This window comes from [Acidovorax] ebreus TPSY (genome assembly GCF_000022305.1).
In the GTDB taxonomy this organism is placed as follows: Bacteria; Pseudomonadota; Gammaproteobacteria; order Burkholderiales; family Burkholderiaceae_C; genus Diaphorobacter; species Diaphorobacter nitroreducens.
In genome coordinates this window covers 3,630,726-3,644,177 of sequence record NC_011992.1, presented here as the reverse complement: position 1 = coordinate 3,644,177, position 13,452 = coordinate 3,630,726, and the positions used below count along the sequence as shown (strand labels likewise).

At 69.0% G+C, this 13,452-nt stretch carries 14 protein-coding genes; 3 read left to right on the top strand and 11 right to left on the bottom strand.

Features of this window, described 5'->3' with window-relative positions; genetic code table 11:
• Window positions 1-190: 190 nt before the first annotated feature.
• The 4 genes from DTPSY_RS17070 to pyrF form a co-directional block, all read right to left on the bottom strand.
• Window positions 191-1,165, bottom strand: a complete 975-nt coding sequence (locus DTPSY_RS17070; protein ID WP_011807142.1) for a M14 family metallopeptidase — start codon at window positions 1,163-1,165, stop codon at window positions 191-193.
• Window positions 1,162-2,154, bottom strand: a complete 993-nt coding sequence (locus tag DTPSY_RS17065; RefSeq protein ID WP_015914617.1) for a Bug family tripartite tricarboxylate transporter substrate binding protein — start codon at window positions 2,152-2,154, stop codon at window positions 1,162-1,164. Before DTPSY_RS17065 ends, DTPSY_RS17070 begins: the two co-directional genes overlap by 4 nt.
• A 121-nt stretch (window positions 2,155-2,275) precedes the next feature.
• Window positions 2,276-3,172 carry a LysR family transcriptional regulator gene (locus DTPSY_RS17060; protein ID WP_015914616.1) on the bottom strand — a complete coding sequence of 299 codons (897 nt, stop codon included), beginning with the start codon at window positions 3,170-3,172 and terminating at the stop codon, window positions 2,276-2,278.
• A gap of 17 nt (window positions 3,173-3,189) precedes the next feature.
• Window positions 3,190-4,014, bottom strand: a complete 825-nt coding sequence (gene pyrF, locus DTPSY_RS17055; protein WP_041839097.1) for an orotidine-5'-phosphate decarboxylase — start codon at window positions 4,012-4,014, stop codon at window positions 3,190-3,192.
• 107 nt (window positions 4,015-4,121) lie between these two features.
• Between pyrF and DTPSY_RS17050 the strand changes: the two genes are divergently transcribed.
• Entirely contained in the window at window positions 4,122-5,021 is a 900-nt protein-coding gene (locus tag DTPSY_RS17050) for a DMT family transporter (protein WP_015914614.1), read from the top strand.
• A 67-nt stretch (window positions 5,022-5,088) separates the two neighbouring features.
• On the opposite strand, the gene DTPSY_RS17045 is transcribed toward DTPSY_RS17050, so the two are convergent.
• From DTPSY_RS17045 to def, 6 genes are all read right to left on the bottom strand, one after another.
• Complete coding sequence (locus DTPSY_RS17045) at window positions 5,089-6,282, bottom strand: phosphoglycerate kinase (protein ID WP_015914613.1); 1,194 nt, start codon at window positions 6,280-6,282, stop codon at window positions 5,089-5,091.
• 89 nt (window positions 6,283-6,371) lie between these two features.
• The gene (locus DTPSY_RS17040) at window positions 6,372-6,707 is read right to left on the bottom strand and encodes an AzlD domain-containing protein (protein ID WP_011807136.1); all 336 of its coding nucleotides are present in this window, start codon (window positions 6,705-6,707) and stop codon (window positions 6,372-6,374) included.
• Window positions 6,704-7,453: an AzlC family ABC transporter permease gene (locus tag DTPSY_RS17035; RefSeq protein WP_015914612.1), complete on the bottom strand. Its 750-nt coding sequence runs from the start codon at window positions 7,451-7,453 to the stop codon at window positions 6,704-6,706. Before DTPSY_RS17035 ends, DTPSY_RS17040 begins: the two co-directional genes overlap by 4 nt.
• Window positions 7,450-8,421: a methionyl-tRNA formyltransferase gene (gene fmt / locus DTPSY_RS17030; protein WP_015914611.1), complete on the bottom strand. Its 972-nt coding sequence runs from the start codon at window positions 8,419-8,421 to the stop codon at window positions 7,450-7,452. Before fmt ends, DTPSY_RS17035 begins: the two co-directional genes overlap by 4 nt.
• A gap of 33 nt (window positions 8,422-8,454) precedes the next feature.
• Window positions 8,455-8,970 (bottom strand): hypothetical protein, encoded by a 516-nt coding sequence (locus DTPSY_RS17025; RefSeq protein WP_015914610.1) that lies wholly within the window; start codon window positions 8,968-8,970, stop codon window positions 8,455-8,457.
• Window positions 8,967-9,479: a peptide deformylase gene (gene def / locus DTPSY_RS17020; protein WP_011807132.1), complete on the bottom strand. Its 513-nt coding sequence runs from the start codon at window positions 9,477-9,479 to the stop codon at window positions 8,967-8,969. The genes DTPSY_RS17025 and def overlap by 4 nt, the downstream gene beginning before the upstream one ends.
• A 202-nt stretch (window positions 9,480-9,681) precedes the next feature.
• Between def and DTPSY_RS17015 the strand changes: the two genes are divergently transcribed.
• Complete coding sequence (locus tag DTPSY_RS17015) at window positions 9,682-10,941, top strand: LysM peptidoglycan-binding domain-containing protein (RefSeq protein ID WP_015914609.1); 1,260 nt, start codon at window positions 9,682-9,684, stop codon at window positions 10,939-10,941.
• Between the two features lie 52 nt (window positions 10,942-10,993).
• On the top strand, window positions 10,994-12,154 hold the full coding sequence (gene dprA, locus DTPSY_RS17010; RefSeq protein WP_015914608.1) for a DNA-processing protein DprA: 1,161 nt from the start codon (window positions 10,994-10,996) through the stop codon (window positions 12,152-12,154).
• Between the two features lie 211 nt (window positions 12,155-12,365).
• Here dprA and argC read toward each other — a convergent pair whose 3' ends face one another.
• The gene (gene argC, locus DTPSY_RS17005) at window positions 12,366-13,298 is read right to left on the bottom strand and encodes an N-acetyl-gamma-glutamyl-phosphate reductase (protein WP_015914607.1); all 933 of its coding nucleotides are present in this window, start codon (window positions 13,296-13,298) and stop codon (window positions 12,366-12,368) included.
• Window positions 13,299-13,452 lie beyond the last annotated feature (154 nt).

Here is a 13,452-nt window from a genome sequence, read left to right as displayed (position 1 = left end):
TGGGCGCGCAGGGGCTCCATCCCGTCACAGAGGTGTTGCGACGGGTTTGAGGGTGTTTTTGGCTCCTAGCCCAATAAATACGGGCGCTAGCAGCTATCAGTATGGAAGCGAAGCCTGCGCATGCCCCAGACGCTGCCACGCGGCCGGCCTGCCCTGCGCGGGGCGAAGCACCGGCCGCTGGTCGTGCCGCCTACAGCGGCCGCCGCGTGGCGAAGCGCACCACCGTCACGCCGGCACGCGCCTGGCGGGTGCTGGGCATGACCAGCACGCAGTCGTCGTACGGCGTGGTAACGGGCTCGCCATCGTTGTCGCCGATGACGGTACCGGCCTGGGGGATCACCTCCAGGCCCGTGAAGGGCTGGGTGAAACGAAAGCGCTCGCTCCTGGCGACCACCGGGCCGGTGACCTCCAGCGCCCACTGGCGCGGCGCGTCGGGCAGGCGCCAGCCGGGCAGCCCACGTGCCAGGGTGGCGGAATCCACCACGCCCGCCGCTTGCAGGAAGCGCACGCACTGGTCCTGCGCCACGGCGCGGCTGGCCGGGTCGCCATGGAAGCCGCATTCGACGAGCAGCGAGCGCGTGTCGCCGCCCTCGGCATCGGGCTGGCCGAAGCGGCCATAGTCGCGCATGCGCGTGCCGTCCTTGTGGCCCGCGTCCACCACGATGTGCTCGGGCGCGGCCAGGGTGCGCGCGAGGTGCAGGTTGCGCGGCTGCATGCCGGTGAGCAGCAGCGGCGCGCAGGGCTCGTGCATGGAGTGCAGGTCCAGCAGCCAGTCGGCCTCGGCCACGAAGGGGCGCAGCGCGGCCGCGCGCCGGCGCTCCAGCGTGTCGCCGGCGTCCATGCGCGCATCCACCCACTGGCGGTTGAGGTCTTCGTCCACGAAGCGGGCGGCGTCGTGGTGGTGGGGGTCGAACCGGTCGAACGCGGCCAGATTGCACAGCGCCAGCGTGAGCGTGCCGCGCGCGGGGCGCAGGCCGGCTTCCAGCAGGCCCTTGAGCGCCCAGGCGCCGCACAGCTCGTTGCCGTGCACGAGGGCGCTGATCATCACGTGGCGGCCCGGCGTGCCGGAGTCGAAGCGCCACACGCCCTCGGTGCCGGTGTTGCCGGCGCGCCAGGCGCCGAGGTCGGGCGCGGTCAAAGTGAAAGGCAGGGGAGCGCTCATCATTCTTCGATCTTGGCGAACTCGATGATCTTCTTGTACTTGGCGACCTCTGCGGCGAGGAATTTGTCCACGTCCAGGCTGGGGGATGCCACGGTGGAGCCCGCGGCTTCCATTCGCTTGCGGAAGTCCGGCGACTCCAGCGTCTCGTTGAGCGCCTTCTTGAGCCGCTCGGCCACGGGCTTGGGCAGGTGGGCGGGCGCCATGAGGGCGAACCAGGTGCCGATGTCCACGTTCTTGTACTGCGCCGATTCGGCCAGCGCGGGAATGTCGGGCGCGACGGTCGAGCGCTTGGCCTCGGTGGTGCCCAGGGCGATCACTTTTCCGCTCTTGATGTGCGGCAGGCCGCTGGAGAGCACGAACACGCCGAACTCCAGGTTGTTGCCCACCAGGTCGTTGGTGAGCGGCGCCACGCCGCGGTAGGGGATGTGCGTCATGAACAGCTGGCCCTGTTCCTTGATCATCTCGCCGGCCAGGTGCAGTGAGGTGCCCACGCCCGAGCTGCCATAGCTGAGCTTGCCGGGGTTCTTGCGCACGCGTTCGGTGAACTCCGCCAGGTTCTTCACGCCGGTGCCGGTGCTGGCCACCAGCACCAGGGGCTGCGAGGCCACGAGGCCGATGGCGGTGAAGTCCTTGATGTCGTACTTGACCTTCTTGGTCACCAGCTTGTTGATGGCGATCTCGTTGCTGGCGCCGACCAGCAGCGTGTAGCCGTCGGGCGCGCTGCTGGCCACCTTCTGCGCGCCAATGGCGCCGCCCGCGCCGCCCAGGTTCTCAATCACCACGGGCACGCCCAGGCGGTTGGACAGCTCCGCGCCCACGGCGCGGCCGGTCAGGTCGGTGCTGCCGCCGGGCGGATAGCCCACGACGATGGTGATGGGCTTGCTGGGGTAGGCGGGCGCTTGCGCGAAAGCGGCAGGGCTGGCAGCGGCGAGCAGCGCGGCGCTGGCCAGCAGCGCGCGGCGCAACGAGGCGGGGGTGCGGGAAGTGTGCATGGCGTTTTCCATAGGCAGGTCGAGGTGGGTGCCATTGTGGAAAGCGCACCATGGCTGCGTCGTGCCGAAGTGGCACCAGGCCGTGCATTGTGGGCACGCGGCCCGCGGGTTTATCCGGGGATCACTGGCGCGCCAATGTGGCCCACAGCGCCTCGGCCCAGGGCGAGAGCCGGCGCTTGGGCCGGTACATGCGCACGTCGAAGCGCACCTGCATGCGCTCGTCGCCCGCGCGGGCCAACCGCCCGGACTGGCAGTCGGCATGCACCATGGACCAGGGCAGCCAGGCCACGCCCAGGCCGCGCAGCACGTACTCGTACTGCGCGTCGGCCGAGTCGCATTCCACCACGCGCGCCAGGCGCGGCGCCAGCGGGTCATGCGCCAGGCGGTCTTCCACCAGCCGGCCGAGCGCCAGCGTGTGCGAGTAGGCGAGGTAGGGCACCGCGTCCGTGCCGCCAAAGTGGTGCAGTGGCGCACCGCCGGCGCGGGCGCGGGTGACCGGCACCAGGCGGTCGCTGGCGAGCGTGAGGTGGGTGAACTGCCGTGCGTCCAGGCGCACGGCGAGCGAGGTGTGGTGGTAGGCCAGGGTGAAGTCGGCCTCGCCACGCTCGATCATGGCCACGGACTCATCCAGCGCACAGGTGCGCACGCGCAGCTCGCCGCCCGCCAACACGGGCTGTATGCGGGCCAGCCAGTCGGCCACCACGGTGCGTGCCAGGGTACGGCCGGTGGCCAGGGTGACGGTGCGCGCCTGCCGCCCCGCGATGGCACGCAACTCCTCGTGCGAATGGGCCAGGTTCTGCGCCATCTGCTGCGCGGTTTCCAGGAAGGCCTGCCCCGCGGGCGTGAGCCGCACGGGCCCGCCGCCGTCGCGCTCCGTGAGCGGCGTGCCGGCCCACGCCTCCAGCGCGCGGATGCGCCGCCCGAACGCCGGGTGCGTCACATGGCGCAGTTCCGCCGCGCGGGTGAAGCTGCGCTCATGCGCCAGGGCGATGAAGTCCTCCAGCCACTTGAGTTGCATGGCCGGAAAACGCTGGGCTAGGCGCGCGCGGCGTTGAGCGCGGCGCGCGTGGCCTGGGCTGCGTTGCGTGCGGCCGCGGCAAAGTCCGCACCGCCCGAGGCATAGAGCACGGCGCGCGAAGAGTTCACGATGATTGGCCCGTCGGCGCGCAGCCCGGCGCGCACGGTGGCGGCTGCGTCGCCGCCCTGCGCGCCTACGCCGGGGATCAACAGCGGCAGCGTGGGTGCGAGCGCGCGCACGCGCTCAATTTCTTGCGGGTACGTGGCGCCCACCACCAGGCCGAGCTGGCCGTTCTTGTTCCAGGGGCCCTGCGCCTGGCGGGCCACGTGTTCGTACAGCAGCGGCTGACCTTCGACGCTGGCCAGGCGCTGGGCCTGCAGGTCATCGCCACCGGGGTTGGAGGTGCGGCACAGCAGGAAAGCCCCCTTGCCGTGGTAGGCCAGATAGGGCTCGATGGAGTCAAAGCCCATGAAGGGCGAGAGCGTCACGGCGTCGGCGCCATAACGCTCGAAGGCCTCTTTGGCGTACTGCTCGGCGGTGGAGCCGATGTCGCCGCGCTTGGCGTCCAGGATCACGGGCACATGCGGGGCGTTGCAGCGCATGTGCTGCATCAGGCGCTCCAGCTGGTCCTCGGCACGGTGCGCGGCGAAGTAGGCGATCTGCGGCTTGAAGGCGCACACCAGGTCGGCCGTGGCGTCCACGATGGCGGCGCAGAAGTCGTAGATCTTGTGCGCCTCGCCACGCACGGACTCGGGAAAGCGCGTGGGTTCGGGGTCCAGGCCCACGCACAGCAGGGAGTCGTTGCGCGTGGTGGCGTCGCGCAGCATGTCAAGAAAAGTCATGTCCGTGATTTTAGGCAACACCGTGCCGCTGCCGTGCGCCATGGCGTCCTGGTGTTTTCGCGGGCGGCTTCGGCAAGGACGGCGCCTGCCCGGCACAATCGCCGCCCATGCCTGCCCTTTCCCGCCGCCAGCTCGTCGTTCTTGCCCTGTTGACCCTGGTGTGGGGCCTCAACTGGCCGGTGATGAAGATGGGTGTGGCGCACTTTCCGCCGCTCACCTTTCGCATGGCGTCGCTGTGGCTGGGCCTGCCCATCCTGGCCGCGGTGATAGGGGTGCGCAAGCTGCCCTTTACTATTGCGCGCGCGCATTGGGGCCGCGTGGCGCTGCTGGCGCTGACCAACATGGTGCTGTGGCATGTGCTCATGATCCTGGCGATCCCGCAGCTGTCCAGCGGACGCGCGGCCATCCTGGGCTACACCATGCCCATCTTCTCGGCCGTGCTGGGCGCGCTGGTGTTCGGCGACCGCCTGGCCGGGCGTGCGTGGGTCGGCGTGGGCGCGGCACTGGTGGGCGTGGTGCTGTTGCTGTGGCACGAGATTGGCGCGCTGGGCGGCCGGCCTCTGGGCGTGACGTTGATGCTGGTGTCTGCCGCGAGCTGGGCCATGGGCACGCAGCTGTTGCGGCGCCTGACCGTGCCGGTGCCGCTGCTCACGCTGTCGTTCTGGATGGTGGCCATCACCTGCGTGGTACTCACCGTGTTGGCGGTGGCGTTCGAGCGCGAGCGCTGGGTGGCACCCGACGCCCAGGCCTGGGCCGCCATTCTCTACAACGGGCTGCTGGCGCTGGGCTTTGCGCAGACGGCGTGGTTCTTCCTGGTGCGCACGCTGCCGCCCGTGGCCTCCACCCTCAGCGTGATGATGATTCCGGTGCTGGGCGTGTTCAGCGGCGCGCTGTGGCTGGGCGAGGTGCTGCATTGGCAGGACTGGACCGCCGTGGGCCTGATGGCCGTGGCCATCGGCACCGTGCTGTGGCCGGCCCGCGCCGTGCAGGCGCAGGAGTTCAAGTAAAAAGAGCTGCTAGCGCTTATGCAATAAGCGCTAGCAGCTCTGATTTTTATAGCGTTCTGGGGCGGGATCAGCCTGCCGCGCGCTTTTGCAGTATTTCGAAGGCCGGCAGGGTCTTGCCCTCCAGCACCTCCAGGAACGCGCCACCGCCGGTGGAGATGTAGCCCACGTCCTTCTCGATGCCGTACTTGGCAATCGCCGCCAGGGTGTCGCCACCGCCGGCGATGCTGAAGGCGCTGGATTCGGCGATGGCCTGTGCGATGGCCTTGGTGCCGCCCGCGAACTGGTCGAATTCGAACACGCCCACGGGGCCGTTCCAGACGATGGTGCCCGCGGCCTTGAGCTGCGCGGCCAGCTTGGCCGCCGTCTCGGGGCCGATGTCCAGGATCAGGTCGTCCTCGGCCACTTCGCTGGCCTTCTTCACGGTGGCGGGCGCGTCGGCCGCGAAGGCCTTGGCGACCACCACGTCGGTGGGGATCGGCACCTCGGCGCCGCGCGCGGCCATGGCGGCGATCACGGCCTTGGCTTCGTTCACCAGGTCGGGCTCGGCCAGGCTCTTGCCGATGGGCAGGCCGGCCGCCAGCATGAAGGTGTTGGCAATGCCGCCGCCCACCACCAGGCCGTCCACGTTCTTGGACAGGCTTTGCAGGATGGTCAGCTTGGTCGAGACCTTGGAGCCGGCCACGATGGCGACCAGCGGGCGCTTCGGGTTGGCCAGCGCGGTCTGGATGGCGTCGATCTCGGCGGCCAGCAGCGGGCCGGCGCAGGCCACCTTCGCGTACTCGGCGATGCCGTAGGTCGTGCCCTCGGCGCGGTGGGCGGTGCCGAAGGCGTCGTTCACGTAGATGTCGCACAGCTGGGCCATCTTCTTCGCCAGCTCGGGGTTGTTTTTCTTCTCGCCCTTGTTCACGCGGCAGTTTTCCAGCAGCACGACCTGGCCGGGCGCGACCTGCACGCCGTCCACCCAGTCGGCCACCAGCGGCACCTCGCGGCCCAGCAGTTCGGACAGGCGCTGGGCCACCGGGGCCAGCGAATCCTCGGGCTTGAACTCGCCCTCGGTGGGGCGGCCCAGGTGGCTGGTCACCATCACGGCGGCGCCGGCTTCCAGCGCCATCTGGATGCAGGGCACGGAGGCACGGATGCGCGTGTCCTCGGTGATGCGGCCGGCGTCGTCTTGCGGCACGTTCAGGTCGGCACGGATGAACACGCGCTGGCCACGGGCCTGGCCCTGGGCGCAAAGGTCGGAAAAGCGAAGGATGTGCATGGGAACAGTGGGTGAGTGCGCCGCGCCGTCACGGTGCGGTCATGAAAACTGCGCGGATTGTAGGCGCCTGGTAACCGCGCCGTAACTCTCTACCAGCCCAGCCCGATGTGCAGCGGCAGGTACACCGCCATGCCCACGACGATGGTGCCCAGGATGCCGCGGCGCCAGAAGTAGTAGCCCGCGGCGGCAGCCACGGCGGGCAGCCGTGCGTCCTGCAGCGTCTGGATCAGCGCGCCCTGGCTCATGACCAGCTCGGGCGCGATCACCCCGGCCAGCGCGGCCAGCGGCGCGTACTTCAGGCCGCGGCGCAGCCAGTCGGGCATCGGCAGGTCGCGCTCGGGGATCATGAAGAACGCGCGCGTGAGCAGGGTGATGCCCGCCAGCCCCAGGATGGCGATGGCCGGCTCGATCCAGGCACCGTTCATGTGTCGCCTCCCACCGCGCGGGTGCGCGCACGCCGCAGCGCGCGCTCGGCCGCTTCGGCGGCCAGCCCTGCGGTGACGGCTGCGGCGATCGCCACCAGGATGTTGAGCTTGAGCGGCAGCGCGAAGGTGGCCACCGCCGCCGTGCAGGCCACGGCCGTGGCGAGCCAGGTGGCGCGGTCGTTCAGCATGGACAGCAGGATGCCCAGCAGCGCCAGCACGCCCGCAAAGCCCAGCCCCCAGGACAGCGGGATGGCGTTGGCCAGCACGATGCCCGCAATGGACGGCACCTGCCAGGCCAGCCAGTTGGCCGAGGCCGCGCCCCAGAAATAGGGCACCTGCTCGGGTGCAGGTACGGGCTTGGGAAAGCGCTTCATGAAGCTCACGAAGATCACATCGCCGCTGAAGTAGCCCAGCGCCAGCCGGTGGCGGCGCGGCAGGTGGGCGAAATAGCTGCGCCACATGCTGCTGAAGATCACGAAGCGCAGGTTCACGCAGGCGGCCGTGAGCCACACCACCCACAGCGGTGCGCCCGCCACCATCAGCGGCAGCACGGCCAGCTGTGCGCTGCCGGCATACACCGCCAGCGACATGAACAGCGCCATCGGCAGCGACATGCCGCTCTTGGCCATGGCCACGCCCGTCACCAGGCCCCAGGCGCCGATGCCCAGGCAGGTGCCGGCCATGTCACCGGCGCCCTGGCGGAAGGCCGGGTCGCGCAGCTGGGCGCGCAGGAAAGGCAGACTCATGGGGCGGCGCCCAGCACCATGCCTGGCGCCAGCGGGAAGCCGCGCAGGAAGTCCGCGGCGGGCAGCCGCTTGCCGCCCGCGCGTTGCAGCACCGTCAAGCGCAGCAGGCTGCCGGCGCCGCAGGCCACGCCGATGCCGTCGGCATCTATAGACAAAATCTGGCCGCAGGCCGCATCCAGCGTGCGCGAGCAGCTATCTATTTCGCAGCTCCATACCTTGATGGCATCGGCCCCCAGCGTGGTGGCCGCGCCGGGGAAGGGGTCGAAGGCACGCACGCGCCGGGCGATCACCTCCGCCGGCTGGTTCCAGTCGATGGTGCTTTCCGCCTTGTCGATCTTGTGCGCGTAGGTCACGCCCTCGGCCGGCTGCGGTGTGGGTTTAAGGCCCCCGCAGGCGGCCATCTCCAGCGCCTCCACGATCAGCCGCCCGCCCAGCTGCGCCAGCCGGTCGTGCAGCGTGGCGGTGGTATCGGCGGGGCTGATGGCGGTCTTTTCCAGCAACAGCATGTCGCCGGTATCCAGGCCCGCGTCCATCTGCATGATGGTCACGCCGGTTTCCGCGTCGCCGGCCTCGATGGCGCGGTGGATGGGCGCCGCGCCGCGCCAGCGCGGCAGCAGGCTGGCGTGGATGTTCAGGCAGCCGAGCCGGGGCGTGTTGAGCACCCACTGCGGCAGGATCAGCCCATAGGCGGCCACCACCATCACATCGGCCTGCGCAGCCTCGATGGCGGCTTTGGCGGCCGCTGCGTCCTCGGGGTATTTGCCATCCAGGCGCAGGCTCAGCGGCTGCGCCACGGCGATGCCGTGCTGCAGCGCGCACTGCTTGACGGGTGAAGCCTGCAGTTTCATGCCGCGGCCCGCGGGGCGGTCGGGCTGGGTTAGCACCAGGGGCACGGTGAATCCCGCGGTCAGCAGGCGTTCCAGGGCCACGCGCGCAAACTCGGGCGTGCCGGCAAAAATGACTCTCATACAACGCGTGGAATAGCGGCCCCGGGGTGGGGCTCAGTGAAAGGGGTCGTTGTCGTTCAGCCGCTCGTCCGTGAACATCACGCGCTGCACGACGCCCGCTGGGTCGATGTGCACATGGGCCTGGCGGGGCTCTCCATTGTCACGAAAGCGGTAGGTCCAGATATCGCCATTGAAGCGCGCCACCTTCTCCACCAGCGCAGGCGGGCCGAAGGTGCGTCGCACGGCTGCGCGCGTATCGACGCCATTGCGCAGCGCATGGAAGTGCTCCAGCGTCAGTACCTGCTCCACCCGCACCAGGCGTTGCCGGGCGTCAAAGTCGAGGTGGTAGACCTGTTGGCCTGCGGGCTGGCGGCTGTAGACCAGCCGTTCTCCGCCTTCAGGGAGCATTACGGTCAGCGTGGGTGCGCCCATGGTGCGCTCGATGTCCGCACGCGGCGTGCCTGCTTTCTGCCATTCGGGTACGGCGCAGGCCGCCAAAAAAACAGCCAGCAGCAGTGCGCTCCAGCGGAGCCGGCGCGGTGCGGTTGCGTGCGCCGGCAGCGGGGTCATGCGCGTTCGGCCTGCTTTTGCTGCTTCAACAGCTTGGTCTTGATGCGGTTGCGCTTCAAGGGCGACAGGTATTCCACGAACACCTTGCCCAGCAGGTGGTCCATCTCGTGCTGGATGCACACGGCCAGCAGGCCCTCGGCCTCGATCACGCGCGGCTGGCCGTCGCGGTCCAGCGCGCGCACGTGCACGGCAGTGGAGCGCTCCACGCCATCGTAGATGCCAGGCACCGACAGGCAGCCCTCGTCGCCCACCTGTTTCTCGGCACTGGCCCAGGTGATCTCGGGGTTGATCAGCACCAGCGGCGTGTCGCGCTCTTCGGAGACGTCGATCACCACGATGCGCTCGTGCACATCGACTTGCGTGGCGGCCAGGCCGATGCCATGGGCGTCGTACATGGTGGCGAACATATCGTCCACGATGGCGCGCACGCGCTCATCCACCGCCGTCACGGGCTGGGCGACCTTGTGCAGGCGAGGATCGGGGTAACAGAGAATCGGAAGAATTGCCATGGCAGAGCGCTCAATATGTCGCTATTTTCGCCACTTTTGCCCGCCATTGCGGCGCCCAATCACAATAATCGTTGCCCGATCAAGGGCTTGGGCACAGAATCTCAAATGGTTTGTAATGTATTCGCGGCAGTTTCTTCTGTAAAACAATTAACTGCATCGCAGCGAGAGGGGCGTTTTTCCAATGAATGACACGAGGAACAATATGGCGGCTCAGGCCCGTATGCGCGTGACCGCGCTCGGAGCACTGGCTTTGTTGGCGGGTGCCGCCATGGCACCGGCGGCACAGGCCCAGAATTACCCGATTACCTCCGAGCAGCGCGCCACCGCGCAGCAGGTGGCTTCACGCGGCGTTCCCCTTTCCGAATTGGCCGCCAATGCGCCCGATACCTACGTGGTGAAACGCGGAGACACGCTGTGGGGTATTTCCGGCATGTATTTGAAGCGCCCCTGGCGCTGGCCGGAACTGTGGGGCATGAATCTGCAGTCCATTCCCAACCCGCACCTGATTTTCCCGGGTCAGACGCTGTACCTGGAAAAGGTGGACGGCTATGCCCGCCTGAGCACCAGCCGCAAAGGCGCGCCCGAGACCGTGCGCGTGTCGCCGCGCACGCGCTATGACAGCCTGGCCGGCACGGCGCTGCCCACGCTCAAGCCGCACCTGATCGAACCCTTCCTCGTCGAGCCTCTGGTGGTGGACGAGCTCACGCTGCAGCAGGCTCCGCGCATCGTGGCCACGCGCGACGAACGCATGATCATGGCCAACGGCGACCGCGCCTACGTGCGCGGCCCTGAAGGCAGTCCCCTCGTGATGGCGCCTGGCGTGCCGCGCCAGTACCGCGTGTTCCGCAACGCCATTCCACTGAAGGATCCGCACACTGGTGAGGTGCTGGGCTACGAAGCGCAGTATGTCGGCCGCGCCGAACTGGTGCGCAGTGAAACTACCACTCCCGTGCCCCAGCGCGATGTAGCGCGGGGCAAGAGTTCCAGCGAGGGCCGGGGGGAAGTGCTGGAGGGGCAAGCCGACGGCACAGCGGTGGACATCGTTCCCGCCACGGTGGACCTGAGGGGCGCGAAGGAAGAGATCCGCGCCGGCGACCGCCTGCTGCCCGCACCACAGCGCAGCTTCAACAGCTACACCCCGCGGGCACCGCTGGGCCCCGTGGATGCCAGCGTGGTATCGATCTACGGCAGCGCGGCCGTGGCCTATGCCGGCCAGAACCAAGTGATCACCATCAACCGCGGTACGCGCGACGGCATGGAAGCCGGCCACGTGCTGCAGCTGCTCACGCAGGGCGAGCGCTTCAAGGACAAGACCGACGAGCAGCGCGCCATGGTGCGCCTGCCCAGCGAGAGCAATGGCGTGGCGATGGTGTTCCTCACGTTCGACCGCGTGTCCTACGCCCTGATCCTGCAGTCGCAGCAGGCGGTGCGTGTGGGCGACCGTCTGGTCAACCCCGAGTAAGCCCCGGGCGCCGCCACCTGCGGGCGGCCGCTCCCCCGCCTTGTCACCGCGCATGCAACGCGACGAACTGGCCGCTTGGCTGCGTCTGACGCTCACGCCAGGCGTGGGCAACGGTGCCGCGCGCAGGCTGCTGGCCGCGTTCGGCCTTCCCCAGAACATCTTTGCGCAGGGCGAGAGGGCCTGGCAGTCCTGCGTCACCACCGCGCAGGCGCGCGCGCTCGCCCGCGTGCCCGAGGAGCTAGAGTCGCTGACCGAGCGGACGTGGCAGTGGCTGCTGGACGGGCGGGCGCCCGCGCAGCCGGCGCACGGCATCGTCACGCTGGGTGACGATGCCTATCCTCCTGCGTTGCTGGCCACCGAGGATCCGCCGCTGCTGCTGTACCTGCTGGGTGCTCCGCAGTTCGTGCAGGGCGGCGCGCCGTTCGCGCCGCAGCACAGCCTGGCCATGGTGGGTAGCCGCAACCCCACGGCCCAGGGGGCGGACCATGCGCGGCAGTTCGCACGCGCTCTGCGGGAGGCGGGTTTGTGCATCGTTTCGGGCCTGGCGTTGGGCATCGACGCGGCGGCGCACGAGGGCGCGCTGATCGACCCGCCCGACGGCGCCGCGCCCGCCACCATTGCCATCGTGGGCACCGGGCTGGACCGGGTGTACCCGCGTGCCAACAAGGAGCTGGCCCACCGCATCGCACGCCACGGCCTGCTGGTCAGCGAATACCCGCTGGGCACGCCGCCGTTGCCGGCCAACTTTCCCAAGCGCAACCGCATCATCTCCGGCCTGTCGCAGGGCACCCTGGTGGTGGAGGCGGCGCTGGCCTCGGGCTCGCTGATCACCGCGCGGCTCGCGGCCGAGCAGGGGCGCGAGGTGTTCGCCATACCCGGCTCCATCCACGCGCCCCAGTCGCGTGGATGCCACGCGCTGATACGCCAGGGCGCCAAGCTGGTGGAGTCGGCGCAGGATGTGCTGGAAGAACTGCGCTGGCATGCGCCGGCAGCCGCCATCCCCGCGCAACAGCCCGCGTCCGAGGAGCCCCTTGCGCCGTCGTATCAGTGTGTGCTGGATGCGCTGGGGTTCGATCCACTGGGGCTGGACGCGCTGGTGGCGCGCACCGGGCTGGATGCCGCCACGCTGCAAGTACGGCTGCTGGAGCTGGAACTGGAGGGGCGTGTCGCGCGCCTGCCCGGCGGGCTGTTCCAGCGCACGGGGCAGGCCTGAAAGCAGCGACGGCAGTGCGTGCTTCGCGGCGCACGCCTGCGGGGAAGGGGCTTGCCGCGTGGCCTTGACCGGCCGGCGGATCAGCCGGCGCGGTACGGGCACGTGTTTGCTATATAAAAATGAGCTGTTCGCGCTTGCTATTCATCCATTTCAAAGGATTTTTCCGTTGAAACCTGGATGAAATAAGCGCAGACAGCTATGTTTTTTGATGTTATAGCCCGAGCATCAACCGCAGGTTCTGCACCGCGGCGCCGCTCGCGCCCTTGCCCAGGTTGTCCAGGCGCGCCACCAGCACGGCGTGGCGGTAGCTCTCATTGGCGAACACGCGCAGTTCCAGCTGGTTGGTGTCGTTGAGCGCGAGGGCATCGAGTTTGCCGTCCTCGGTGGGCGGCAGCACCTTCACCCACTGCTCGGGCGTGTTGCTCTTGGCGTAATGGGCCGCCAGTGCGTCGTGCAGGTCCGCCGCCTTCGGCTGGCCGGGCAGCAGGTCCAGATGCAGCGGCAGTTGCACCAGCATGCCCTGGCGGAAGTTGCCCACCGAGGGGATGAAGATCGGGCGGCGCGTGAGCCCGGTGTACTTCAGGATCTCGGGCAGGTGCTTGTGCGACAGGCCCAGTGCATACAGCTCAAAGGGCGCCGCCTGGCCTTGCTCGTAGGCCTCGATCATCGTACGGCCGCCGCCGGAGTAGCCGCTCACCGACGGCAGCGCCAGCGGGTGATCGGCAGGCACCAGGCCGGCGTCGACCAGCGGGCGCAGCAGGGCGATGGCGCCGGTGGCATAACAGCCGGGGTTGGATACGCGCGTGGCGCTGCGCACGGCCTCCAACTGGCCGGATGCCAGTTCGGGAAAGCCGAACACCCAGCCCGGCGCCGTGCGGTGGGCGGTGGAGGCATCAATGATCTTGATGGCGCGGCCGGTCTCGGCAGTGATGGCGTCCACCAGCGCGACCGTTTCGCGCGCGGCATCGTCGTGCAGGCACAGCACGACCAGGTCCACACCGGCGATCAGTGCGCGCTTGGCGGCGGCGTCCTTGCGCAGTTCGGGGGCGATGCTGACCAACTCCACCTGGGGCATGGCCTGCAGGCGCTCACGAATCTGCAGGCCGGTGGTGCCTGCCTCGCCATCAATAAAGACCTTGGACATCAGTAGCTCCTGCAAGGGCCGGCCCAGGGGTGGGGCCGGGGGCGTAAGTTATATCCACATCAATGGTGCGTCGCAGCATGATACATTTACCGGCTGCCATTCCCGAGCATGCGGCTGTATTTCCGCTCTTCGGCAGAACGGGTACAAACACCAT

What these genes read in the sequence shown, in the direction of transcription:
- DTPSY_RS17070 (WP_011807142.1), bottom strand. Translation starts at nt 1,165, where the DNA reads ATGATGAGCGCTCCCCTGCCTTTCACTTTGACCGCGCCCGACCTCGGC.
- DTPSY_RS17065 (WP_015914617.1), bottom strand. Translation starts at nt 2,154, where the DNA reads ATGCACACTTCCCGCACCCCCGCCTCGTTGCGCCGCGCGCTGCTGGCC.
- DTPSY_RS17060 (WP_015914616.1), bottom strand. Translation starts at nt 3,172, where the DNA reads ATGCAACTCAAGTGGCTGGAGGACTTCATCGCCCTGGCGCATGAGCGC.
- pyrF (WP_041839097.1), bottom strand. Translation starts at nt 4,014, where the DNA reads ATGACTTTTCTTGACATGCTGCGCGACGCCACCACGCGCAACGACTCC.
- DTPSY_RS17050 (WP_015914614.1), top strand. Translation starts at nt 4,122, where the DNA reads ATGCCTGCCCTTTCCCGCCGCCAGCTCGTCGTTCTTGCCCTGTTGACC.
- DTPSY_RS17045 (WP_015914613.1), bottom strand. Translation starts at nt 6,282, where the DNA reads ATGCACATCCTTCGCTTTTCCGACCTTTGCGCCCAGGGCCAGGCCCGT.
- DTPSY_RS17040 (WP_011807136.1), bottom strand. Translation starts at nt 6,707, where the DNA reads ATGAACGGTGCCTGGATCGAGCCGGCCATCGCCATCCTGGGGCTGGCG.
- DTPSY_RS17035 (WP_015914612.1), bottom strand. Translation starts at nt 7,453, where the DNA reads ATGAGTCTGCCTTTCCTGCGCGCCCAGCTGCGCGACCCGGCCTTCCGC.
- fmt (WP_015914611.1), bottom strand. Translation starts at nt 8,421, where the DNA reads ATGAGAGTCATTTTTGCCGGCACGCCCGAGTTTGCGCGCGTGGCCCTG.
- DTPSY_RS17025 (WP_015914610.1), bottom strand. Translation starts at nt 8,970, where the DNA reads ATGACCCCGCTGCCGGCGCACGCAACCGCACCGCGCCGGCTCCGCTGG.
- def (WP_011807132.1), bottom strand. Translation starts at nt 9,479, where the DNA reads ATGGCAATTCTTCCGATTCTCTGTTACCCCGATCCTCGCCTGCACAAG.
- DTPSY_RS17015 (WP_015914609.1), top strand. Translation starts at nt 9,682, where the DNA reads ATGGCGGCTCAGGCCCGTATGCGCGTGACCGCGCTCGGAGCACTGGCT.
- dprA (WP_015914608.1), top strand. Translation starts at nt 10,994, where the DNA reads ATGCAACGCGACGAACTGGCCGCTTGGCTGCGTCTGACGCTCACGCCA.
- argC (WP_015914607.1), bottom strand. Translation starts at nt 13,298, where the DNA reads ATGTCCAAGGTCTTTATTGATGGCGAGGCAGGCACCACCGGCCTGCAG.